15 protein-coding genes are annotated in these 15,749 nt (G+C 59.3%); 10 read left to right on the top strand and 5 right to left on the bottom strand.

Annotation, left to right across the window (positions count from 1 at the left end; all coding sequences use genetic code 11):
* Nucleotides 1-8: 8 nt before the first annotated feature.
* The gene (gene ubiU / locus KVP70_RS20345) at nucleotides 9-1,046 is read right to left on the bottom strand and encodes a ubiquinone anaerobic biosynthesis protein UbiU (RefSeq protein WP_217943995.1); all 1,038 of its coding nucleotides are present in this window, start codon (nucleotides 1,044-1,046) and stop codon (nucleotides 9-11) included.
* Nucleotides 1,047-1,190: 144 nt separating this feature from the next.
* Here ubiU and KVP70_RS20340 point away from each other — a divergent pair, with 144 nt between their 5' ends.
* Genes KVP70_RS20340 through KVP70_RS20320 form a run of 5 tightly spaced genes read left to right on the top strand, consistent with a single transcriptional unit; the run spans nucleotide 1,191 to nucleotide 4,410 of the window.
* On the top strand, nucleotides 1,191-1,658 hold the full coding sequence (locus KVP70_RS20340) for a hemerythrin domain-containing protein (protein ID WP_217943994.1): 468 nt from the start codon (nucleotides 1,191-1,193) through the stop codon (nucleotides 1,656-1,658).
* Complete coding sequence (locus tag KVP70_RS20335; protein WP_217943993.1) at nucleotides 1,655-1,915, top strand: DUF2249 domain-containing protein; 261 nt, start codon at nucleotides 1,655-1,657, stop codon at nucleotides 1,913-1,915. The genes KVP70_RS20340 and KVP70_RS20335 overlap by 4 nt, the downstream gene beginning before the upstream one ends.
* A complete protein-coding gene (locus tag KVP70_RS20330; protein ID WP_217943992.1) occupies nucleotides 1,912-3,243 on the top strand; it encodes a permease in 1,332 nt (443 codons plus the stop codon). The genes KVP70_RS20335 and KVP70_RS20330 overlap by 4 nt, the downstream gene beginning before the upstream one ends.
* Complete coding sequence (locus KVP70_RS20325; protein WP_217943991.1) at nucleotides 3,240-4,172, top strand: PaaX family transcriptional regulator C-terminal domain-containing protein; 933 nt, start codon at nucleotides 3,240-3,242, stop codon at nucleotides 4,170-4,172. The genes KVP70_RS20330 and KVP70_RS20325 overlap by 4 nt, the downstream gene beginning before the upstream one ends.
* 31 nt (nucleotides 4,173-4,203) lie before the next feature.
* Entirely contained in the window at nucleotides 4,204-4,410 is a 207-nt protein-coding gene (locus KVP70_RS20320; protein ID WP_217943990.1) for a hypothetical protein, read from the top strand.
* A 65-nt stretch (nucleotides 4,411-4,475) separates the two neighbouring features.
* Here KVP70_RS20320 and KVP70_RS20315 read toward each other — a convergent pair whose 3' ends face one another.
* Nucleotides 4,476-8,171, bottom strand: coding sequence for a ubiquitin carboxyl-terminal hydrolase (locus KVP70_RS20315; protein WP_217943989.1), 3,696 nt, complete (start codon nucleotides 8,169-8,171; stop codon nucleotides 4,476-4,478).
* A gap of 718 nt (nucleotides 8,172-8,889) precedes the next feature.
* On the opposite strand from KVP70_RS20315, the gene KVP70_RS20310 reads away from it, so the two are divergent.
* Nucleotides 8,890-9,081 (top strand): hypothetical protein, encoded by a 192-nt coding sequence (locus KVP70_RS20310; RefSeq protein WP_217943988.1) that lies wholly within the window; start codon nucleotides 8,890-8,892, stop codon nucleotides 9,079-9,081.
* Here the strand turns inward: KVP70_RS20310 and KVP70_RS20305 are convergent.
* Nucleotides 9,078-9,821 (bottom strand): substrate-binding periplasmic protein, encoded by a 744-nt coding sequence (locus KVP70_RS20305; protein ID WP_229224962.1) that lies wholly within the window; start codon nucleotides 9,819-9,821, stop codon nucleotides 9,078-9,080. The genes KVP70_RS20310 and KVP70_RS20305 overlap by 4 nt on opposite strands.
* 210 nt (nucleotides 9,822-10,031) lie before the next feature.
* On the opposite strand from KVP70_RS20305, the gene KVP70_RS20300 reads away from it, so the two are divergent.
* From KVP70_RS20300 to KVP70_RS20285, 4 genes are all read left to right on the top strand, one after another.
* A complete protein-coding gene (locus KVP70_RS20300) occupies nucleotides 10,032-12,014 on the top strand; it encodes a TonB-dependent receptor (protein WP_217943987.1) in 1,983 nt (660 codons plus the stop codon).
* Nucleotides 12,015-12,139: 125 nt separating this feature from the next.
* Nucleotides 12,140-12,652 (top strand): lysozyme, encoded by a 513-nt coding sequence (locus KVP70_RS20295; protein ID WP_217943986.1) that lies wholly within the window; start codon nucleotides 12,140-12,142, stop codon nucleotides 12,650-12,652.
* Nucleotides 12,649-13,131: a hypothetical protein gene (locus KVP70_RS20290; protein WP_217943985.1), complete on the top strand. Its 483-nt coding sequence runs from the start codon at nucleotides 12,649-12,651 to the stop codon at nucleotides 13,129-13,131. Before KVP70_RS20295 ends, KVP70_RS20290 begins: the two co-directional genes overlap by 4 nt.
* Nucleotides 13,132-13,220: 89 nt before the next feature.
* Nucleotides 13,221-13,931, top strand: a complete 711-nt coding sequence (locus tag KVP70_RS20285; protein ID WP_217943984.1) for a glycine-rich domain-containing protein — start codon at nucleotides 13,221-13,223, stop codon at nucleotides 13,929-13,931.
* Between the two features lie 10 nt (nucleotides 13,932-13,941).
* On the opposite strand, the gene KVP70_RS20280 is transcribed toward KVP70_RS20285, so the two are convergent.
* On the bottom strand, nucleotides 13,942-14,385 hold the full coding sequence (locus tag KVP70_RS20280; protein ID WP_217943983.1) for a GNAT family N-acetyltransferase: 444 nt from the start codon (nucleotides 14,383-14,385) through the stop codon (nucleotides 13,942-13,944).
* 43 nt (nucleotides 14,386-14,428) lie between these two features.
* On the bottom strand, nucleotides 14,429-15,733 hold the full coding sequence (locus tag KVP70_RS20275; RefSeq protein WP_217943982.1) for a YncE family protein: 1,305 nt from the start codon (nucleotides 15,731-15,733) through the stop codon (nucleotides 14,429-14,431).
* Nucleotides 15,734-15,749 lie beyond the last annotated feature (16 nt).

Below are 15,749 nucleotides of genomic sequence, written 5' to 3'. Positions count from 1 at the left end.
TCCAGCTTTCATTTCCACGAACGGTGATAGGCGCCCAGCGTGTGCTGCTGCCCCTCCGCCAGGGTGTTCAATTCCGACATCCAGCCCGGCTTGACCGAGTAGCGCGCGGCGTTGCCCAGGCACTGGTCGAGCGCCTCGCGCCACACGCGCGTGACTTGCGCCACGTAGGCCGGGCTGCGCTGGCGGCCTTCGATCTTGACCGCGCGCACGCCCATCTCCAGCAGCTGCGGCAGCAGTTCCAGGGTGTTCAGACTGGTTGGCTCCTCGACCGCGTAGTAGGTTTCATCCTCGACCTCGAAGCGGCCCTTGCACAGTGTCGGATAGCTGGCGTTTTCCTGCGGCGTGTAGCGGTCGATCATCACGCCGTTCAGGCGCGACTCCAGGCTGCTTCCGCTGTGCTGCCAGCGCACCGCCTTGGCCGGCGAGCAGACCCCGTGGGTGTTGGGCGATTCGCCCGTCACATAGGACGACAGCGCGCAACGGCCCTCGACCATCACGCACAGGCTGCCGAAACCGAACACTTCGATCTCGACCCCGGTCTTGCGCACCACGTGCTCGACCTGGGCCAGCGACAGCACGCGCGGCAGCACCGCGCGGGCGATGCCGAAGTGCTGGTGATAAAAATTGATCGCCTCGGCGCTGGTGGCCGAGCCCTGCACCGACAGGTGCAGGCGCAGCGTTGGATGGTGGTCGCAGGCGTAGCGCATCAGGCCGGGGTCGGCCAGGATCACGGCGTCGACGCCGGCCGCGGCGGCGCGGTCGATGGCGCTGCGCCACAGCGCGCTGGTGTCCGGTTGCGGATAAGTGTTCAGCGCCAGCAGCACCTTGCAGCCGCGCTCGTGCGCGTAGGCGATGCCGGCCGCGATGGCGGCGTCGTCAAAGTTGAGGCCGGCGAAGTTGCGGGCGTTGGTGGCGTCGCGAAAACCCAGGTACACGCAATCGGCGCCGTGGTCGACGGCGGTCTTGAGCGCCGGCAGGCTGCCGGCCGGACACACCAGCTCGATCGGGCGCTGGCCGGCGGCTGGGGGAATATCGAAAGGTTTCATAAGGCTCAAGCATGGGTAAAAGTTCATCGCCAAACGGCGAACGAACTGTATCGCGCCGTCAAGCCTGAAATCCTTGATTTGAATCAAAGAAATTGAGCTTGTGCCGGTGGGACAATGGTCTTGCACATTTTCAAGGACTAGCCCATGCAAACGATCGCCCATTACCTCGAACAGGATCATCGCCACTGCGACGAGCTGTACAACCTTGCCGAAGCCAGCATCGCCGGCCGCGACTGGGCCGCCGCCACCACCGGTTTCGCCACCTTCCTGTGGCAGTTCGAACGCCATCTGGACAAGGAGGAACGGGTGCTGTTTGCGCGGCTGGAGCGCGTGATGCAGAACGCCTGCGGCCCGACCAGCGTCATGCGCATGGAACACGGGCAGATGCGCGACACCCTGCGCAACATGGGCGCCGCGCTGGCACAGCGCGACAGCGACAGCTACTTCGACCACGCCGACACGCTGCGCGTGCTGATGCGCCAGCACAACCTGAAGGAGGAAGGCGTGCTCTATCCGCTCGCCGACCGCGTGCTGCAAGAGCAGGCCGACGCCATCATCGCCAGCATGGACTACCTGGAGCGGACCACGGCGGACGCCGAGGTGGCGGCATGAGCTCGCTACAGGAAGCCGCCGCCAACGTGCGCCTGCTCGATGTAGGCGGCCTGGAGCCGCCGGAACCCATGGTGCGCATCCTCGACGCGCTCGACCAGCTGGGCCCCGACGAACGCCTGCGCGTGCTGATCGACCGCGATCCGCTGCCGCTGTACCAGATCCTGCGGCGCTACGGCTATGCGCACCGCACCACGGCGCAAGCGGACTTTCGCTACGAAGTGCTGATCTGGCTGGTTCCCGACGCGCCCGCCGCATGAAATCCGCCGACGCTCCCCAACGCGCGCTGTCGTTCGACCTCAATCCCCGTTTGTCGCTGCCGCTGCGCTATTTCCTGACCGCGCCGCTGTTTGCGGCGCTGGCGGCCGCGCTGCTGGCCTGGCAAGGCCCGGCCGCGTTGTTGACGCGCTGGTCGCCGCTGACCTTGGCGTTGACGCATCTGATGGTGCTCGGTTGCCTCAGCATGACGATGGTGGGCGCGCTGTTGCAGCTGCTGCCGGTGGTGGCCGGCGTGGCGCTGCCGCGGGTCGGCGTGGTGGGCGGCGTGGTCCACATTGGCCTGTGCCTGGGCACGCTGGTGCTGGCGGCCGCCTTCTGGCTGGAGCAAGCCCTGCTGTTCCGCTGCGCGCTGGCGCTGCTGCTGGCGACCTTGCTGCTGTTCGTCGCCGCCTGCACGCTCGCGCTGTGGCGGCGCGGCCCCGGCGCCGGCCCGGTGCTGCCGGGCATACGGCTGTCGTTGGCCTCGCTGGCGATCACGACCCTGCTGGGCGGCCTGCTGGCCGGCGCCTTCGCCGTCCCCGCGCTGGCGGGCCTGCCGCTGCAACGCCTGACCGACCTGCACGCGATGTGGGGCCTGCTGGGCTGGGTGGGCTTGCTGGTGATCGCCATCGCCTACCAGGTGGTGCCGATGTTCATGGTGACGCCGCCCTACCCGCCGCTGCTGACCGGCGGCTTCACCACCACCATGTTCCTGCTGCTGGCGTCGGCGTCCATCAGCAGCGGATTGCGCGGACCGGCGCAGCTGTTCCATCAAGCCTGCCTGTTGCTGCTGGTGGCCGGCTACGCGGCGTTCGGCGCCGTCACGCTGAGTCTGCTGGCGCGCCGCAAGCGTCCCAGCGCCGATCCCACCACGCTGTACTGGCGCACCGCCATGGCCAGCCTGCTGGCGGCGCTGGCGCTGTGGCTGTGGCCGGGCGACGCCCACGACAACCTGCGGCCGCTGTTGCTGGGCGTGCTGCTGATCGCCGGCTTCGCGCTGTCCGCCATCGCCGGCATGCTGTACAAGATCGTACCCTTCCTGACCTGGTACCACCTGCAGGAAAGCGCCGCGCCCGGCCAGCCCAAGCTTCCCGGCATCAACAAGATCATCCCCGAGCTCGCCGCCCACCGGCAATTCCGCACCCATGCGCTGGCTTTGTTGATGCTGGCCGCCGCCTGCTGGCGACCGGACCTGCTGGCACGGCCGGCCGCCGCGCTGATGGGCATCGCCTGCCTGTGGCTCTGGTACAACCTGGCCACCGCGCTGCGCCTGTACCGGCGCCTGCGTCCGCCCTCCACGCCACCTTTTACCGTCACGGCAACCACATGAGCAACACCACCGCAAGCCACATCGAAACCTGCCTGCTGCAAGCCAGGCCGCGCCTGAACACCATGCTGATACTGATGTTCAGCGAAGCCCAGCTGTTCGGGCAAAAGAGCCAATGGCTGGGCAGCGCCATCGCGCTGATGCAACCGCTGGGTTTCCAGGAACGGGCGATCCGCACCGCGCTGTGCCGCCTGGCCGACCACCAGGCGCTGCGGGTCGAACGCCACGGCCGGCGCAGCCTGTGTCAACTGGCCCCGGCCACGGCGGCGGCGGTATGGGCCGCGCGCCAGCGCCACAACATCCCGCCGGAGCGCAGCTTTGCCGAAGACTGGACCATCCTGGTCAACACCGGCGGCATCAACGCCGCGCGCTACGCCGCCACCCGCAAGCGCTTGCTGGCCCTGGACTACTGCCTGCTGGCGCCCAACCTGCTGGCGCGGCCGAGCGCCTATCGCAGCGCGCTGGACGGCGCCATGCCGGCGGCGGAAGAACTGGGCCTGGCCTTGTTCGACGTGAGCGGCGCGCAACTGGCCGCAGCCACGCGCCAGCCGCTGTTCGGCCGCACCGACTGGGACCTCGACGGCACCGCCGCGCTCTACCGGCAATTCCTGCAACGCTTCGAGCCCTTGCGCGCGCTGCTCGACCAGCCGGGCGCGATCAGCGACGAGCAGGCCTTCATGGCGCGGCTGCTGGTCAGCCACGGCTACCAGCACTGCCGCCGCAGCGATCCGCTGCTGCCGCAAGAACTGCTGCCCGCCGCCTGGCCGGCGATGGCGGCCTACCAGACCTACGTGGCGCTGTATTGCCGCTGCGCGGGACAGGCGCGCCGCCACATCCTGGCGCTGAGCACCGCCGCCAGCGAAACCGCGCCGGCCAGCGCCCCGAGATTGCGGCGGCCGATGCTGTCGTCGGACAAACTGATCACGGCATGACTAACAAATTAGGAGAAAAAGCATGGAGCTTATGACGATGGACTCTTACAGTGGTCCCACCTTGAGCGTGACGATCAGCCGCGAAGGCAGCCGCATTCACCGCCTGGTCGACGACATCATCCAGCCGCTGCGCGCCAACAAGCTGACGATACGGCGCGACCCGATGGTCGAAGCGCTGTTCGGCGCGGCCAGTCCGCGCAAGGTGGCGGCCGAGACGCCGCGCCCGCCCAAGCGATGAGATTCGAAGTGGCGGCATGATTTTTGATTATAGGCACATGGGATTGTGTCGGCATTCTTGGGCGGTCAGGCTTGCGCGTCAATTTTCTCATACGCGAACATATAACCTTTTTTTATGCTCGTAATGGAATCGATATCGCCGAGTCCAACCTTTTCATCGTCCCGATCTTGCCACACATCCCCTTTAAGTCCATACGTTTTGCAGGTGTAGTGCCCCGAGTTCAAGCTTGCTCCATGGTGAAATATAACCGTCTTGAGACGGTAATTCACGCCTCCCAACAACAACTGCAATGGCACTCCTATTTCGCGTTCATCCTTTTTCTGTGATTGAGCCCGTTTAAGTGCAATTGTGATCGCGTTGGGCGCGTCGCTAAATTCGAATGACCGCAGCGCCGAACCGCGTTTTGCCTTCCCCGCGACTGTCACATTGACATCAGTGACCTCGCTGCCCACCGAGAGCTGACTGATTATGCCTTGTATTCCACCCAACGGTATCTGGAGTGGCATTTCCAGTTCAAGCATCATTTCTTTATTATAGTCGCTATTGTTACGTCGTCTCATCGTGCCGGCTTCAACCGCACCAATGCCTTCCGGTGGATCGAGGATATCGGTTAATACGGCATCGGTAAAATCTTCAATCACTGTAAATTTGATATGCACTTCATTTGTGTCCTTATTGAAGACGCCAAGAAGTTTCCTGAATATAACCTCGCCTGGGTCCTGCTGTGCATCTGCGGCAGAGGCACCCACCCCCGGCGCAGGCTTGGGCAATAGTTTCATACTATCAAGCTGCTTAAGTAGTTCCTCGATTTCTGGGACCTGCACCAATATTCCTCCACGTACCTTGGTGAGTATCTTATACACTATTCCACGAAGTAAAATAATATCTGCTGAATCGTCTAAGGGTTTTGGTTCAAATATATTATAGTAACTAACTATCGATGCCAGCAGGCTAAGGCCGGCGGAAAGGTAGCAACTATTTGAAACATTACATATTCCTGTTTTGCCGTTACTGACACCATCCGTATCATCAAGCATCTGATCGAGTTGCGATATGTTACTGGCGACATTAGAAAGAACCGGAACGGTCGCAAGTGAAAACGCCGGCACGATCCCAGGGGCGTCATCTGATCGATTCCCGCCCAACTGGCGTGGCGAAGTAGGCACCTTAGATTGCATGCGTCCATACGTTGCTGGAAGCCTAACCGAATAATCGACAACACAAGGAGAGTGATCAGACATTAGTTTAATAATCCGCTGCAAAATAAGTATGCGCGCCGCTGCCTTGGGGTCCGAGTGCAATATTTTTTCACCAACTTTTTCAGCTGTGGATGGCTTTTTTATTTCACGACAAAGGGCATTCATTATCGGCGAGTCCCCAATAATATTGCAATATTTCTCAATTCGCTTCGTTTGCATTTCAGGCAATAAGGCTTTAGGCTGATGAGTCAATGCACTAGGGGAAACAGCGTGTAAGAGCGGCACTATCCATTGACGCGTAACCCGCGCCCAGTCACTACCCTTCACAGTCACAATTTTGTCAAATGCCTTGAATCGGGTATTGTAATTGTCCTGCTGCCGTCGAAATGAATTTATAGCAGCTCCAACAGCAGCGGCCAGAAGCACGGGATCCACACGAGATGATGGTGTTCTGACTATCGTATGGGAGTCTATTAATCTTCTTATGTCGTTGGAAATAGATCCTGATCCATGACCTGGATTTTCCAGGCTTACCACATTAGAATGATCAAGATCGCCCATTTCGATTTCCACAGTAGCTGGTTTGTTTAATTTTTTGTCACTTTTACTGCCGCGTATTTGAGTCGACCGATGGGAAGTTGGGGCATGTGCAAAGAGCGATTTTTTCCACCACTCAGCGTCGTCCGATAACATAGATAAAAATTGTTCATTGGTAAACTTATCGTTGGTAAAAGGAACATATTCACTTGCCTCCCCGAGAGTATTGGCATTGGTATCTGCCAAATAAAAGCAAAGTCTTTCAATTTTCCTTTGTAAACCAAGTACCTCTCTCAGGGTATTGAACTCACGCACGCGTGTTTCCGTCCGGCCTTTGTTTTTCGACGTTTCCGCAGGGGGGTGGTGGGCGATCAAATCAACTGTGGCTTCGCCGAACATAAAGCTCGCGCAGCCAGGTGCACGCCCTGTAAAACCATCGAAAAAGTGAAAGTCCCGGGGTTCTTCATGCCCATCGGAGGGTGCCGTCGCGGCACGGGTACAGCGAGCGGTCTGATAAATAAAAGCATAGGATTCGCCACCGGTGTAGTAAAAATGATGATTGCCGGCGTCGCAAGCCGCAGTCACTTCCTCCAGCGTAGGTATCGATGCATACGTCGCACCGCCCAGACCATTCAAACATTTCACGATCCGATTAATCTCATTGAATCCGAAATGATCGATTGGGGCAGCAACAGCTTGGTCAGATGATTTAATAGCAGATGAATCTGGTTGCAAGGAATTGTCGGCAGGATTCCCCACATCATTCTGATCTTCTTTATGGTCTAGTACGTCACTCATAGCATCTTCATTTTGAACCTCCATCGTACAAGGCGCAGTTCCGATCAAATGCTCAGTCGTCTTTGGATTGGATAATTCCATCTCAGCTTTAATCATATTCAGCAGGGCAGCCAATGCTTGAGAACTCAGTCCAAAACCACGAAAGAACGGTTCTGGATCAGCAGAGTTTTCCATCCAAAATTCAATCAGCTTTCCAAGTGTGCCGATTGTGCGGAAACTCCCATCAGCCGGCAATTCTGTGCCAACAATACCGTTATCCCTATCCGGATACGAATCGACATCCATGCTAGATCCAATATCAGGATTGGGTTCTGCGCGACTCTCGCTGAGCGCAGGGAAATCGTCCTGGTCGTCAATTTCGTCATCATCGTCCAAGCCATCATCGTCACCACCTTCCAGACCAGCGGCGAGATCGTACGCTCGTTTTTTTTCTGCTTGTTCAATAGCATCAAGGTAGCGCCGCTGAAAGGCGGTAAAATCATCCAGCTTTTTAATGTATTTTAAAATCACCTCCTCAAAACGCAAATTAAAACACTTCGCAACCAGTTCTCGATTTCCCAGTGTCGCCGACAACACATCGGATATCTCCTTCGATGCGTTAAACGCTCGCTTTCCTTGGATAACCAGCTTTCTCCAAGTTATTCCATTTCTCACCAACAAGGTTTGTATTGCGGCTGATTTTTCAGGAGCAAGCCCGCGTTCGAATGGGGACGCGATATTGAATGCCCTAATAAGTTCCTTATGATATACGCAGACGAATATAGCCCAATCCAAGTCGATTAAATTACGGGGCCGGGGATCACCAAAAGATGTCTTGGGACTGTATACCGCGCCTTTACGGTGAACTTCGATAATCGCTGTGACATCGGCATCGGCCCGTGCAATGATCCGCGCTATCGCTTCAATTACCGGATCGGATCGGCTATGCGCGGTTCTGCTCGGACCACCGCCCAGGTCTTGGACGTTCCATAATTGCAATCGCAAGTCAAAGGGAGGTGGAGGACTGTCTTCCTTCATGGACAAAGAACATGGCAGCTCGGTAATATCACGGTCGACCGCGAGCGTGGTCGATATCCAGCTCAGTTGCTGGACCGCATTGGTACTCGGGATAGGGAAGGTCAGCTCGCTGCCGGGGCAATACTTTTCTTCCATATCGTCGGAAGGCGCCTCGTCGGGGGAAATCTTCGTCTTCTTAGTCGGCCGTTCGTCATCAGATGAATGAGGCATCATTACTCCGCAATATGCCGCGCCCTACGCAGCCGTATCCAATCGTCATCGCTAAGTTCATCGAAGATCCGCGTCAGTCTTCTCTCAACCGGTTCTTCAGTACAGTTAAAAATTGCCGCGACTGTCGTATCCTCATCGAAATTAGTACCCAATTCAATACTCAATCCAACATAGTCCGCTATGCTAGCGGTCGTCCTTAAGCCATAATGGTTGCGAGCGCGCGACACACTACTCGTAACCATCTGAAATAGTGTTTCGGGATCATGACCGGAACAGGCGCCGTCAATTTTAGATACTACGCTCATTATTTTCCGTACCAGCGCTGCCTCGCAACAAGCGCCGAGAACATCCTGTTGCGATCTTCTTATCACTAGCATTGATAAATCCTTCGAAATCTTTCGCCAAGCAATGCGATTACAAGTACTGTTTTTATTGTCCACTTGTGGTTTTATTCTGCAATGACTTTCTCGATGCCGGCCAGCACCGATCCATTTAACGACAACAGCCAAATGAACTATTAGCACCTTAACATGGTTTTTGGGCCTTCCGCTTGTCCGGATTGCCCTGTTTTTCCTAGATTCGAGAATGGTCGGTTGCTAGCTGAGTAGTCACCGGGCGCGCCGATGACCGGGCTCGCTTTGCCAACGCCGAAGACTCAACGTGGCGACATGATTTTTGACTATGTAATAACGTTTCCGTTTTGCCTAAGGAGTTAAGCATGAATGGAGACCAACGTACCAACAATGTGATCAACTCGGTCGTGGAGCACGGCATCTGGCTGGCCAACTCGAAGGGGTCGGCCATCGCCTGGACGTATATGCGGACCTACCATGTGCCGCTCGAGGCGATCCGCCGGGTGCTGGCCTACCCCGTGACGCGCCGCCAGCGGCCCGCCGTCTGCATACGCTAGCGATAGCGCGCCAAAATCCTGTCCAGTACGCCCGCATTGAGCAAGCGCGCTTGCGCGTTGCTCAGGTCGCGCAGCGTCACGCTGCTGTACTTTGGACGGGCGCAATACATGGCAAACCGACTGACGACGACCGCCGTGAGCCGCAGTTTTTTCAGCGTCGGATCGGTCTTCTGTTGATACTCGAAGTCCAGGCTGCGCATGACCATGAAATCGGTGCGACCGGCCACTTGCTTGAGCAATAGGGACGTCTCGTTGTTCGCATCGTCCCGCTTGGCGCGACCGTCGGCAAACAGCGGCTCCAGGCTACGGTAGCTATAGCCGAGCACGGTCCCGACGCGGGCGCCGGCTAATTCATCCATGCTGTCCAGCGACCTGCCGTTGACCGGACCGACCAGGCGTTCCTCGACATCGAAAAACGGCGCAGGCCAGTCGTACTGCGCCACCTGTTCGCTGGTGAGCCAATCCGGACTGACGAAGCAGCGCAAATCCGCCAATTTCTGGACCACCGCCATATCCTGGCGCTTGCGGGGCAGCAGCACGTAAGCGGGTGTCCTGCCGAGTTCCTTGGCCAGGGCGTCCTGCCAATCCTTGGTGATGCCGGCGGCCAGCATCAAGCGCCCATTCGCTCCCTGTTCCACCAGGCCAAACGGCATGGTGCGGTTCTCCAACATGAGAAACCGTACCGGCGGTACGGCGAGCGCCCGCTGCATGGTTACGGCGGACAATAAGACGCCGATCAAAAATTTACATCCACGCATTGAGAACCCGTCTGCCGATGGCGATATGTGCCGAAAACACACATTATCAACGTCCGCCCCATGATTCAGTAGCGATATGCGGAGGCTGTTCCGCAAATGCCACATTTGGATCGTGCGGCGCCCGCCGATCTCCACGGCGATTTGGTGAATTTCGCAATTGCGCATTGATGGTGTTCATTGCACAATGTTGAAATGCGACAAAAGACATTCCTCCATCACGCTGCCCTGCTGGCCACCGCGCTGACCGCCCCGGTGGTGGTGGCGCAGTCGTACGGGCCGGACTACTTCACGCAGTTTCAGGCCAGCACAGCGATGGACATGGTGGCCCGCCTGCCCGGTTTTGTCTTCGATGCCGGAAATGCGTCGCGTGGCGTGGCCGGCAACGTGCTCATCAACGGAAAGCGCCCTGCGTCCAAAACCGATCCGCTCGGCGAAGTGCTGGGCCGTGTCCCGCTGGCCGCCGTCGAGCACATCGACGTGATCAACGGCGGCGCGGGCGGCGTCGACATGCAGGGCTACCCAACCGTGGCCGACATCCTGCTCAAGCAGATGGACCTGGCTACCGCCACCCTCAGCGCCTCCAGTTACCTGACGGCGGACGGCATCCACCAGCCCTCGCTCGATGGCAACTACAGCCTGACGCACGGGGACCAGCGCATCAACGTCACGCTGGCCAGGTCGCGGTCGCCGGATATGTCGCAAGGACAGGGGCGCAGGACCACGCAGTACGCCAGCGCCGCCCCGGCCGCCGAGGTGACCATCGTGGGTGCCGGCATCGCCGAAAACAAGATGATCAAGCTGAACTACTCCCAGGATCTGCTGGACGGCCAACTGAGCTGGAACGCCACGGTCAATCCCTGGACCTACCAGTCGCAAGCCCAGTACGACGCCGGGACGCGCTCGCTGGGCAGTAACGACAATGCCGGACGCACGCTGGAACAGGGCTGGGGCTACACGCGCGAGCTGGCGCATGGCGCCAGCCTGGACCTCAAGGCGCTGCATCGCACATCGGAGCTGAGCGCCGAATCGACGTTTGCGGCGGGCGGCAGCCCATCGTATTCGGTCGCCAATTCCTCGGCCAACGAACAAGTCCTGGCGGGACAGCTGAGTTGGCGGGCGCTGGACGGGGTCACGCTACGCGGCGGTGTTGAGCGGACCGTCAACACCAATGACAACAGCAACACCTACCAGGCCAACGCCAACGCCGCCGTGGCGCCGACCGGCAGCGCCTGGGTACAGGAATCGCGCCTTGAAGGCCAGCTGTCTTCGGCATGGCAGGTCGACAGCTCGCTCAGTGCCGAAGCCGGCCTGAAAATCGAGCACTCCAGCTTGCGCATCGGCGCCGACCAGCCGGAGGCCAGGGCCTACGTCTATCCCAAGCCGAGGTTGCGGCTGTCGTTGTCGCCGACCTCGTCGCTGCTGCTGCGCTTGCGCATGGAGCGCGAGGTCAGCCAGCTGAACTTCGGCGATGCCGCAGGCTATTTCGGCATCGCCGACAAGACGCTGCGGGCCGACTTGCCCGATCTGGTTCCGGCCAAGACCTGGCTGTGCGAAGGCGCGGTCGAATACCGCTTCTGGGAACGGGGTTCCGCCGTGTTGAGCTATACGCAATCGCGCATCAGCGACCTGGTCGACCGCATGCCGATCCGCACACCGAACGCCAGCTACGACGCCGCCGGCAATATCGGCGACGCCAGCGCCGGCAATATCACCGGCCTGCTCACGCTGCCGACCGACAACTGGTCGCTGCCGCAGGGGCTGCTCAAGTTGTCGATGACCAGGCGCTCCTCGTCGGTCACCGATCCCACCACGCTGGAGACACGCGCGCTGTCCGGCGAGCAGCCGCTGGCCTGGCGGATCGAGTTTTCGCAGGACTTGCCACGGCAACGGACTGCCTGGGGCATGTCGCTCGACAACGGCTGGAGCAACGACAGCTGGCAGTTGGCCGAGCACGACACCAGCAATGGCACGGGCTGGGCCCGCGCGTTCGTCAACTACCGGCCGGCGGCCAACCTGATGGTGACGCTGGAATTGAACAACCTCGCCGGGCGCGTGGTCACCAATGACCGCACCCACTATGCCGGCGACCGCTTGGCCGGCGCGGTCGATTTCGTCGAGCACAATGTGACGCGTACCCAGCCCTTCGCCATGCTGCGGGTGCGCAGGGATTGGTAGCCGGATAAGCGGAGGCTGCTCCGCAAATGCCGCATTATTTTCTTGTCTCGTCTCAAACCGGGAAGTCGCCATCGTCGTAAATTCGACCAATGCGCGAAAGCGTCTTCACTTGGTTTGGAGGACATATGCCATTAGACAAGCAAGATCCCGGCTCGACCTCGCCGATGAAAATGAGCCTTGCCGGCCGATCAAATCTACGCGCGCGTGAACGCGCAGAGGCCAGGTATTACGATGACATGGGACCGGGCCGAGGCAATTGCACATGGGGCGCTGGAATCCTCGCACACAAGGGCCCGTGTACCGCAGAGGAATTGAAGCGGCCTGTCAGTGATGCTGCCGTGGCCGCAGAATTTTCTTCCCGCGTGGCGGACGCAGAAAGAACCGTTCGCATCCGGGTAAAACACCAGGTACTCGATCAGGACCAGTTCGATGCCCTTGTCAGCTACACTTTCAATTTAGGCCCACACGGCGCCGGCAAGGTCCTTGAGTTGGTGGACAAAGGTAAGTTGCGCGAAGCAGCCACCACGATGTCATCCATGACTCGCGTGCGGGTCAAAACCAAACACGGCAGCAAGTTAGTCATCGCCAGAGGATTAATCAGCCGCCGGGCTGAGGAAAGCGCCCCTTTCCGAAAATGAAACCGAACCTTCAATCTGCCAGCAAGGTGCGCGAACTAGCCTGGCTTGGAACGGCATTAAGCCTGCTAGCTACAGGCCATTTATATGCTGCCGAAGAAAAGGCCAGCTTCTATGGACATTGGCGTACGGTGGCAGTGCTGGACACGGCCGATATAGCCGGCATGTCTGATGCTGAGGCACGCAAGCTCGTTGGATTGTGTGTGGATGTCGAACCAGAAGTCTTCAAATTCGCCGGAGAGGAATGCGCCGCGCCCACTTACGAACAGACTACACGGGAGCCGGTGCGGTACTTGCGCGAACAATGGCATGCCAGAGCAGGAAAGCTGCACTTGCCAAATCCAGTGAAAGTAGTTGATGCCGGCTGCACGGATCTGTTCATGCTGAACCAGTCCCGCATGGTATTCAATTGGAACGGCTTTTTCTTTGAATCCAGACGGGTCGAACAATCTCAATGCCCGGCGCTGCTTCGTGGCCGCTAGGGCTTGTTCTGGACTAACGGTAGTTGCCTTTCAGAGATGAACCGGCAACAATCTCATGGACTATTCACCGCTAATTCGTAAGGTAACCCATGACCCCGATATTGATCGCAACCTGCGGTTTGACTGCTGGCCTCAGCGCATTGCTGTGGCAACGCCAGATTCGGTCGCGCCGCGAATCCTACATCCGAACCTACACGCTCCCCATCGGCTTGTTTGAAAAACTACGCGAGAGTCATCCTCATCTGAGCCTGAAGGATTGCCAGCTCGTGGCGCAAGGGTTGCGGCAATTTTTTCTGGCCCACCTGAAAAGCGGCAGGAAATTCGTCTCCATGCCGTCCCAGGTCGCCGACGATCTATGGCACGAATTCATCCTCCATACCAAGAATTACCAGCAGTTCTGCCGTCATGGCTTTGGCCGCTTCCTGCATCACACACCCGCCATCGTGTTGAGCAAAGGCCAGCAAGGCAACGCCGGAATACACCGCTGCTGGGTCTATGCCTGTCATGAGGAAAATATCAATCCGCGTCAACCCACCCGCCTGCCCTTGTTGTTCGCTTTGGATAGCAAACTGAACGTGCCCAATGGTTTTGCGTACGTCGCAGACTGCAGCGGCGTCAAACGACAGGGCGACGACGGCGCCCTCATCTACTGTGGCGCCGATCTTGGCGGATCAGCAGCCGGTTGCGGCGGCGGATCTGACGGCGGGGCAGATTCCCATTCCAGCTCGGATTCGGGCTGTGGTGGCGACGGCGATGGCGGGGATGGCGGTTGCGGCGGAGGAGGCTGCGGCGGCGACTGATCCATTCCGGTTACAGCAATATCTCCGCGACCATCTCCCCAAGCTCGTCGATATCGGTTTCAACAAAACCCAGCGATGCATAAAACCTGCGTGCGGTCGCATTGTCCGGTTTGTAGCAAATGCTAATTCGACGGGCATCAGCGCAGCCTCGGATCTCCGACAACAACTGCCCCATTGCCAGTCGCCCTATCCCTTGATTCTGACGAGCATGGTCGACCATCAGCCTGTAAATTGCATAATGGCCTGGCTCGTCGTTGCCGGTCACATCGTATAGGGCGAATCCGACTGGCGCGCCATCGCAATAAATTGCCCGAGGGCGCCAATCGGGGTAGTAGTGCGCCTGTGCGATTGAATAGGCATTGCTGGCGAGGAAACGTGCCTGCGCCGGTGGCAACTCCATGTCCATCAGCGCTTCGAAATTCTCGATCGTTACTGATTCCAACGTGATATTCATAAATTCTTTTCTACGATAACAGCGACGATGCCAGACAGGCCACCTAGCGCAAGTTGCCGGTGTGGCCCAACGAGTACCTGCCTGGTTGAGGCCATACGGTCAGGCCGTGCGGTTCCTGGCCGACCTTGACCTGACGCACGTCGCCGCTGGCAGTGTCGAAACGGTACACCACGTCGTCGAAACGACCAGACAGCCAGAGATATTTGCCGTCGGCGCTGACGTTGCCCATGTCGGGACTGCCGCCGCCAGGCACCGTCCAATTCACGACCACTTTGTCGGTGGCGAAATCAACGACGCTCACACTGCCCTTGCCCTTGCGCTTGCCGTGGATACGGTGAGTGCCGCGGTTCGCCACATATAGGCGCTTGCCATCCCGGCTAGGGTAGATTCCGTGCGTGCCCACGCCGGTCGGAATGAAGCCGATCTCCTTGAACGCGGCGCCATCGACCACATGCAGGCCATCGGCCTCCATGTCGGCGATATAGAACTTGCTACCATCGGGCGAGATGCGTATGTCTTGCGGCATGCCTTTGGTGCTGGTGCAGATCTCCGCCTCAAGCGCCCCTGCGGACGCCTTCTCGGAATACCGCGCGGACGGCATCTTGAGCTTCAGGTAGCCGCTCACCTTGCGGCCCTCTAGGTCGATCTTGGCGATGGTGCCGTCGAATTCGCAGGTGAACACGGCGAAGCGGCCGTCGTTGGAAAAATCGGCATGGTTGATGCCGCCGCAAGACGGCGTTTCGATCGAATACTGCAGCGCCATGGTCTTGGGATCGCGGAAGTCGAGACGATGCAGCGCCTCGGCGACCACGATGGCGGATTTGCCGTCCGGCGTGAAGTACATATTGTACGGATCGTCCACCGGCACCGACGCTCCCGGCTTGCCGCTGAGCGGGTCCACCGGCGTCAGGCTACCCCGGTTGGTACGCTCGGCGTTGTTCGCCACCCAGAGCGTCCGCAGGTCGTGAGCGGGTACGACGTGCTGCGGGCCGATGCCCACCTTGAATTTGTCGACCACCTTGAGCGTCTCCGGATCGATGACATACACATCGTTCGAGCGCAGGTTGGGCACATAGACGCGCGCCAGGTGGTCCTTGACAACCGCGCTCATGCGGCCAGGCCCGGTGTCGCCGTAGACGTTCTTGGGATCGCTCAACGGCGGCATGCCGGGCAAGGGGGAATAGGCCCCCTTCAGAGTCGGTGCGCTGGCCGGGCTCTCCGCTTGGGCGTCGGCATGCCGGCCGTACAGGCCCGCGCCCGCCAAGGTGAGTATGCCCAGGCCGGCGATGGCCAGGTGTCGAGCGCGGCGCCCTGTGTTTGATGGATTGGTAGGCTTGCTGGTTTTCATAAGTGCAGTCTCTATG

The sequence above is a fragment of the Duganella violaceipulchra genome, from assembly GCF_019166075.1.
In the GTDB taxonomy this organism is placed as follows: domain Bacteria; phylum Pseudomonadota; class Gammaproteobacteria; order Burkholderiales; family Burkholderiaceae_D; genus Rugamonas; species Rugamonas violaceipulchra.
This window is presented reverse-complemented; position numbering and strand designations above follow the sequence as displayed.

Excerpts from the sequence above, each read along its gene's own strand:
- ubiU (WP_217943995.1), bottom strand. The coding sequence starts at position 1,046 with ATGAAACCTTTCGATATTCCCCCAGCCGCCGGCCAGCGCCCGATCGAG.
- KVP70_RS20340 (WP_217943994.1), top strand. The coding sequence starts at position 1,191 with ATGCAAACGATCGCCCATTACCTCGAACAGGATCATCGCCACTGCGAC.
- KVP70_RS20335 (WP_217943993.1), top strand. The coding sequence starts at position 1,655 with ATGAGCTCGCTACAGGAAGCCGCCGCCAACGTGCGCCTGCTCGATGTA.
- KVP70_RS20330 (WP_217943992.1), top strand. The coding sequence starts at position 1,912 with ATGAAATCCGCCGACGCTCCCCAACGCGCGCTGTCGTTCGACCTCAAT.
- KVP70_RS20325 (WP_217943991.1), top strand. The coding sequence starts at position 3,240 with ATGAGCAACACCACCGCAAGCCACATCGAAACCTGCCTGCTGCAAGCC.
- KVP70_RS20320 (WP_217943990.1), top strand. The coding sequence starts at position 4,204 with ATGACGATGGACTCTTACAGTGGTCCCACCTTGAGCGTGACGATCAGC.
- KVP70_RS20315 (WP_217943989.1), bottom strand. The coding sequence starts at position 8,171 with ATGCCTCATTCATCTGATGACGAACGGCCGACTAAGAAGACGAAGATT.
- KVP70_RS20310 (WP_217943988.1), top strand. The coding sequence starts at position 8,890 with ATGAATGGAGACCAACGTACCAACAATGTGATCAACTCGGTCGTGGAG.
- KVP70_RS20300 (WP_217943987.1), top strand. The coding sequence starts at position 10,032 with ATGCGACAAAAGACATTCCTCCATCACGCTGCCCTGCTGGCCACCGCG.
- KVP70_RS20295 (WP_217943986.1), top strand. The coding sequence starts at position 12,140 with ATGCCATTAGACAAGCAAGATCCCGGCTCGACCTCGCCGATGAAAATG.
- KVP70_RS20290 (WP_217943985.1), top strand. The coding sequence starts at position 12,649 with ATGAAACCGAACCTTCAATCTGCCAGCAAGGTGCGCGAACTAGCCTGG.
- KVP70_RS20285 (WP_217943984.1), top strand. The coding sequence starts at position 13,221 with ATGACCCCGATATTGATCGCAACCTGCGGTTTGACTGCTGGCCTCAGC.
- KVP70_RS20280 (WP_217943983.1), bottom strand. The coding sequence starts at position 14,385 with ATGAATATCACGTTGGAATCAGTAACGATCGAGAATTTCGAAGCGCTG.
- KVP70_RS20275 (WP_217943982.1), bottom strand. The coding sequence starts at position 15,733 with ATGAAAACCAGCAAGCCTACCAATCCATCAAACACAGGGCGCCGCGCT.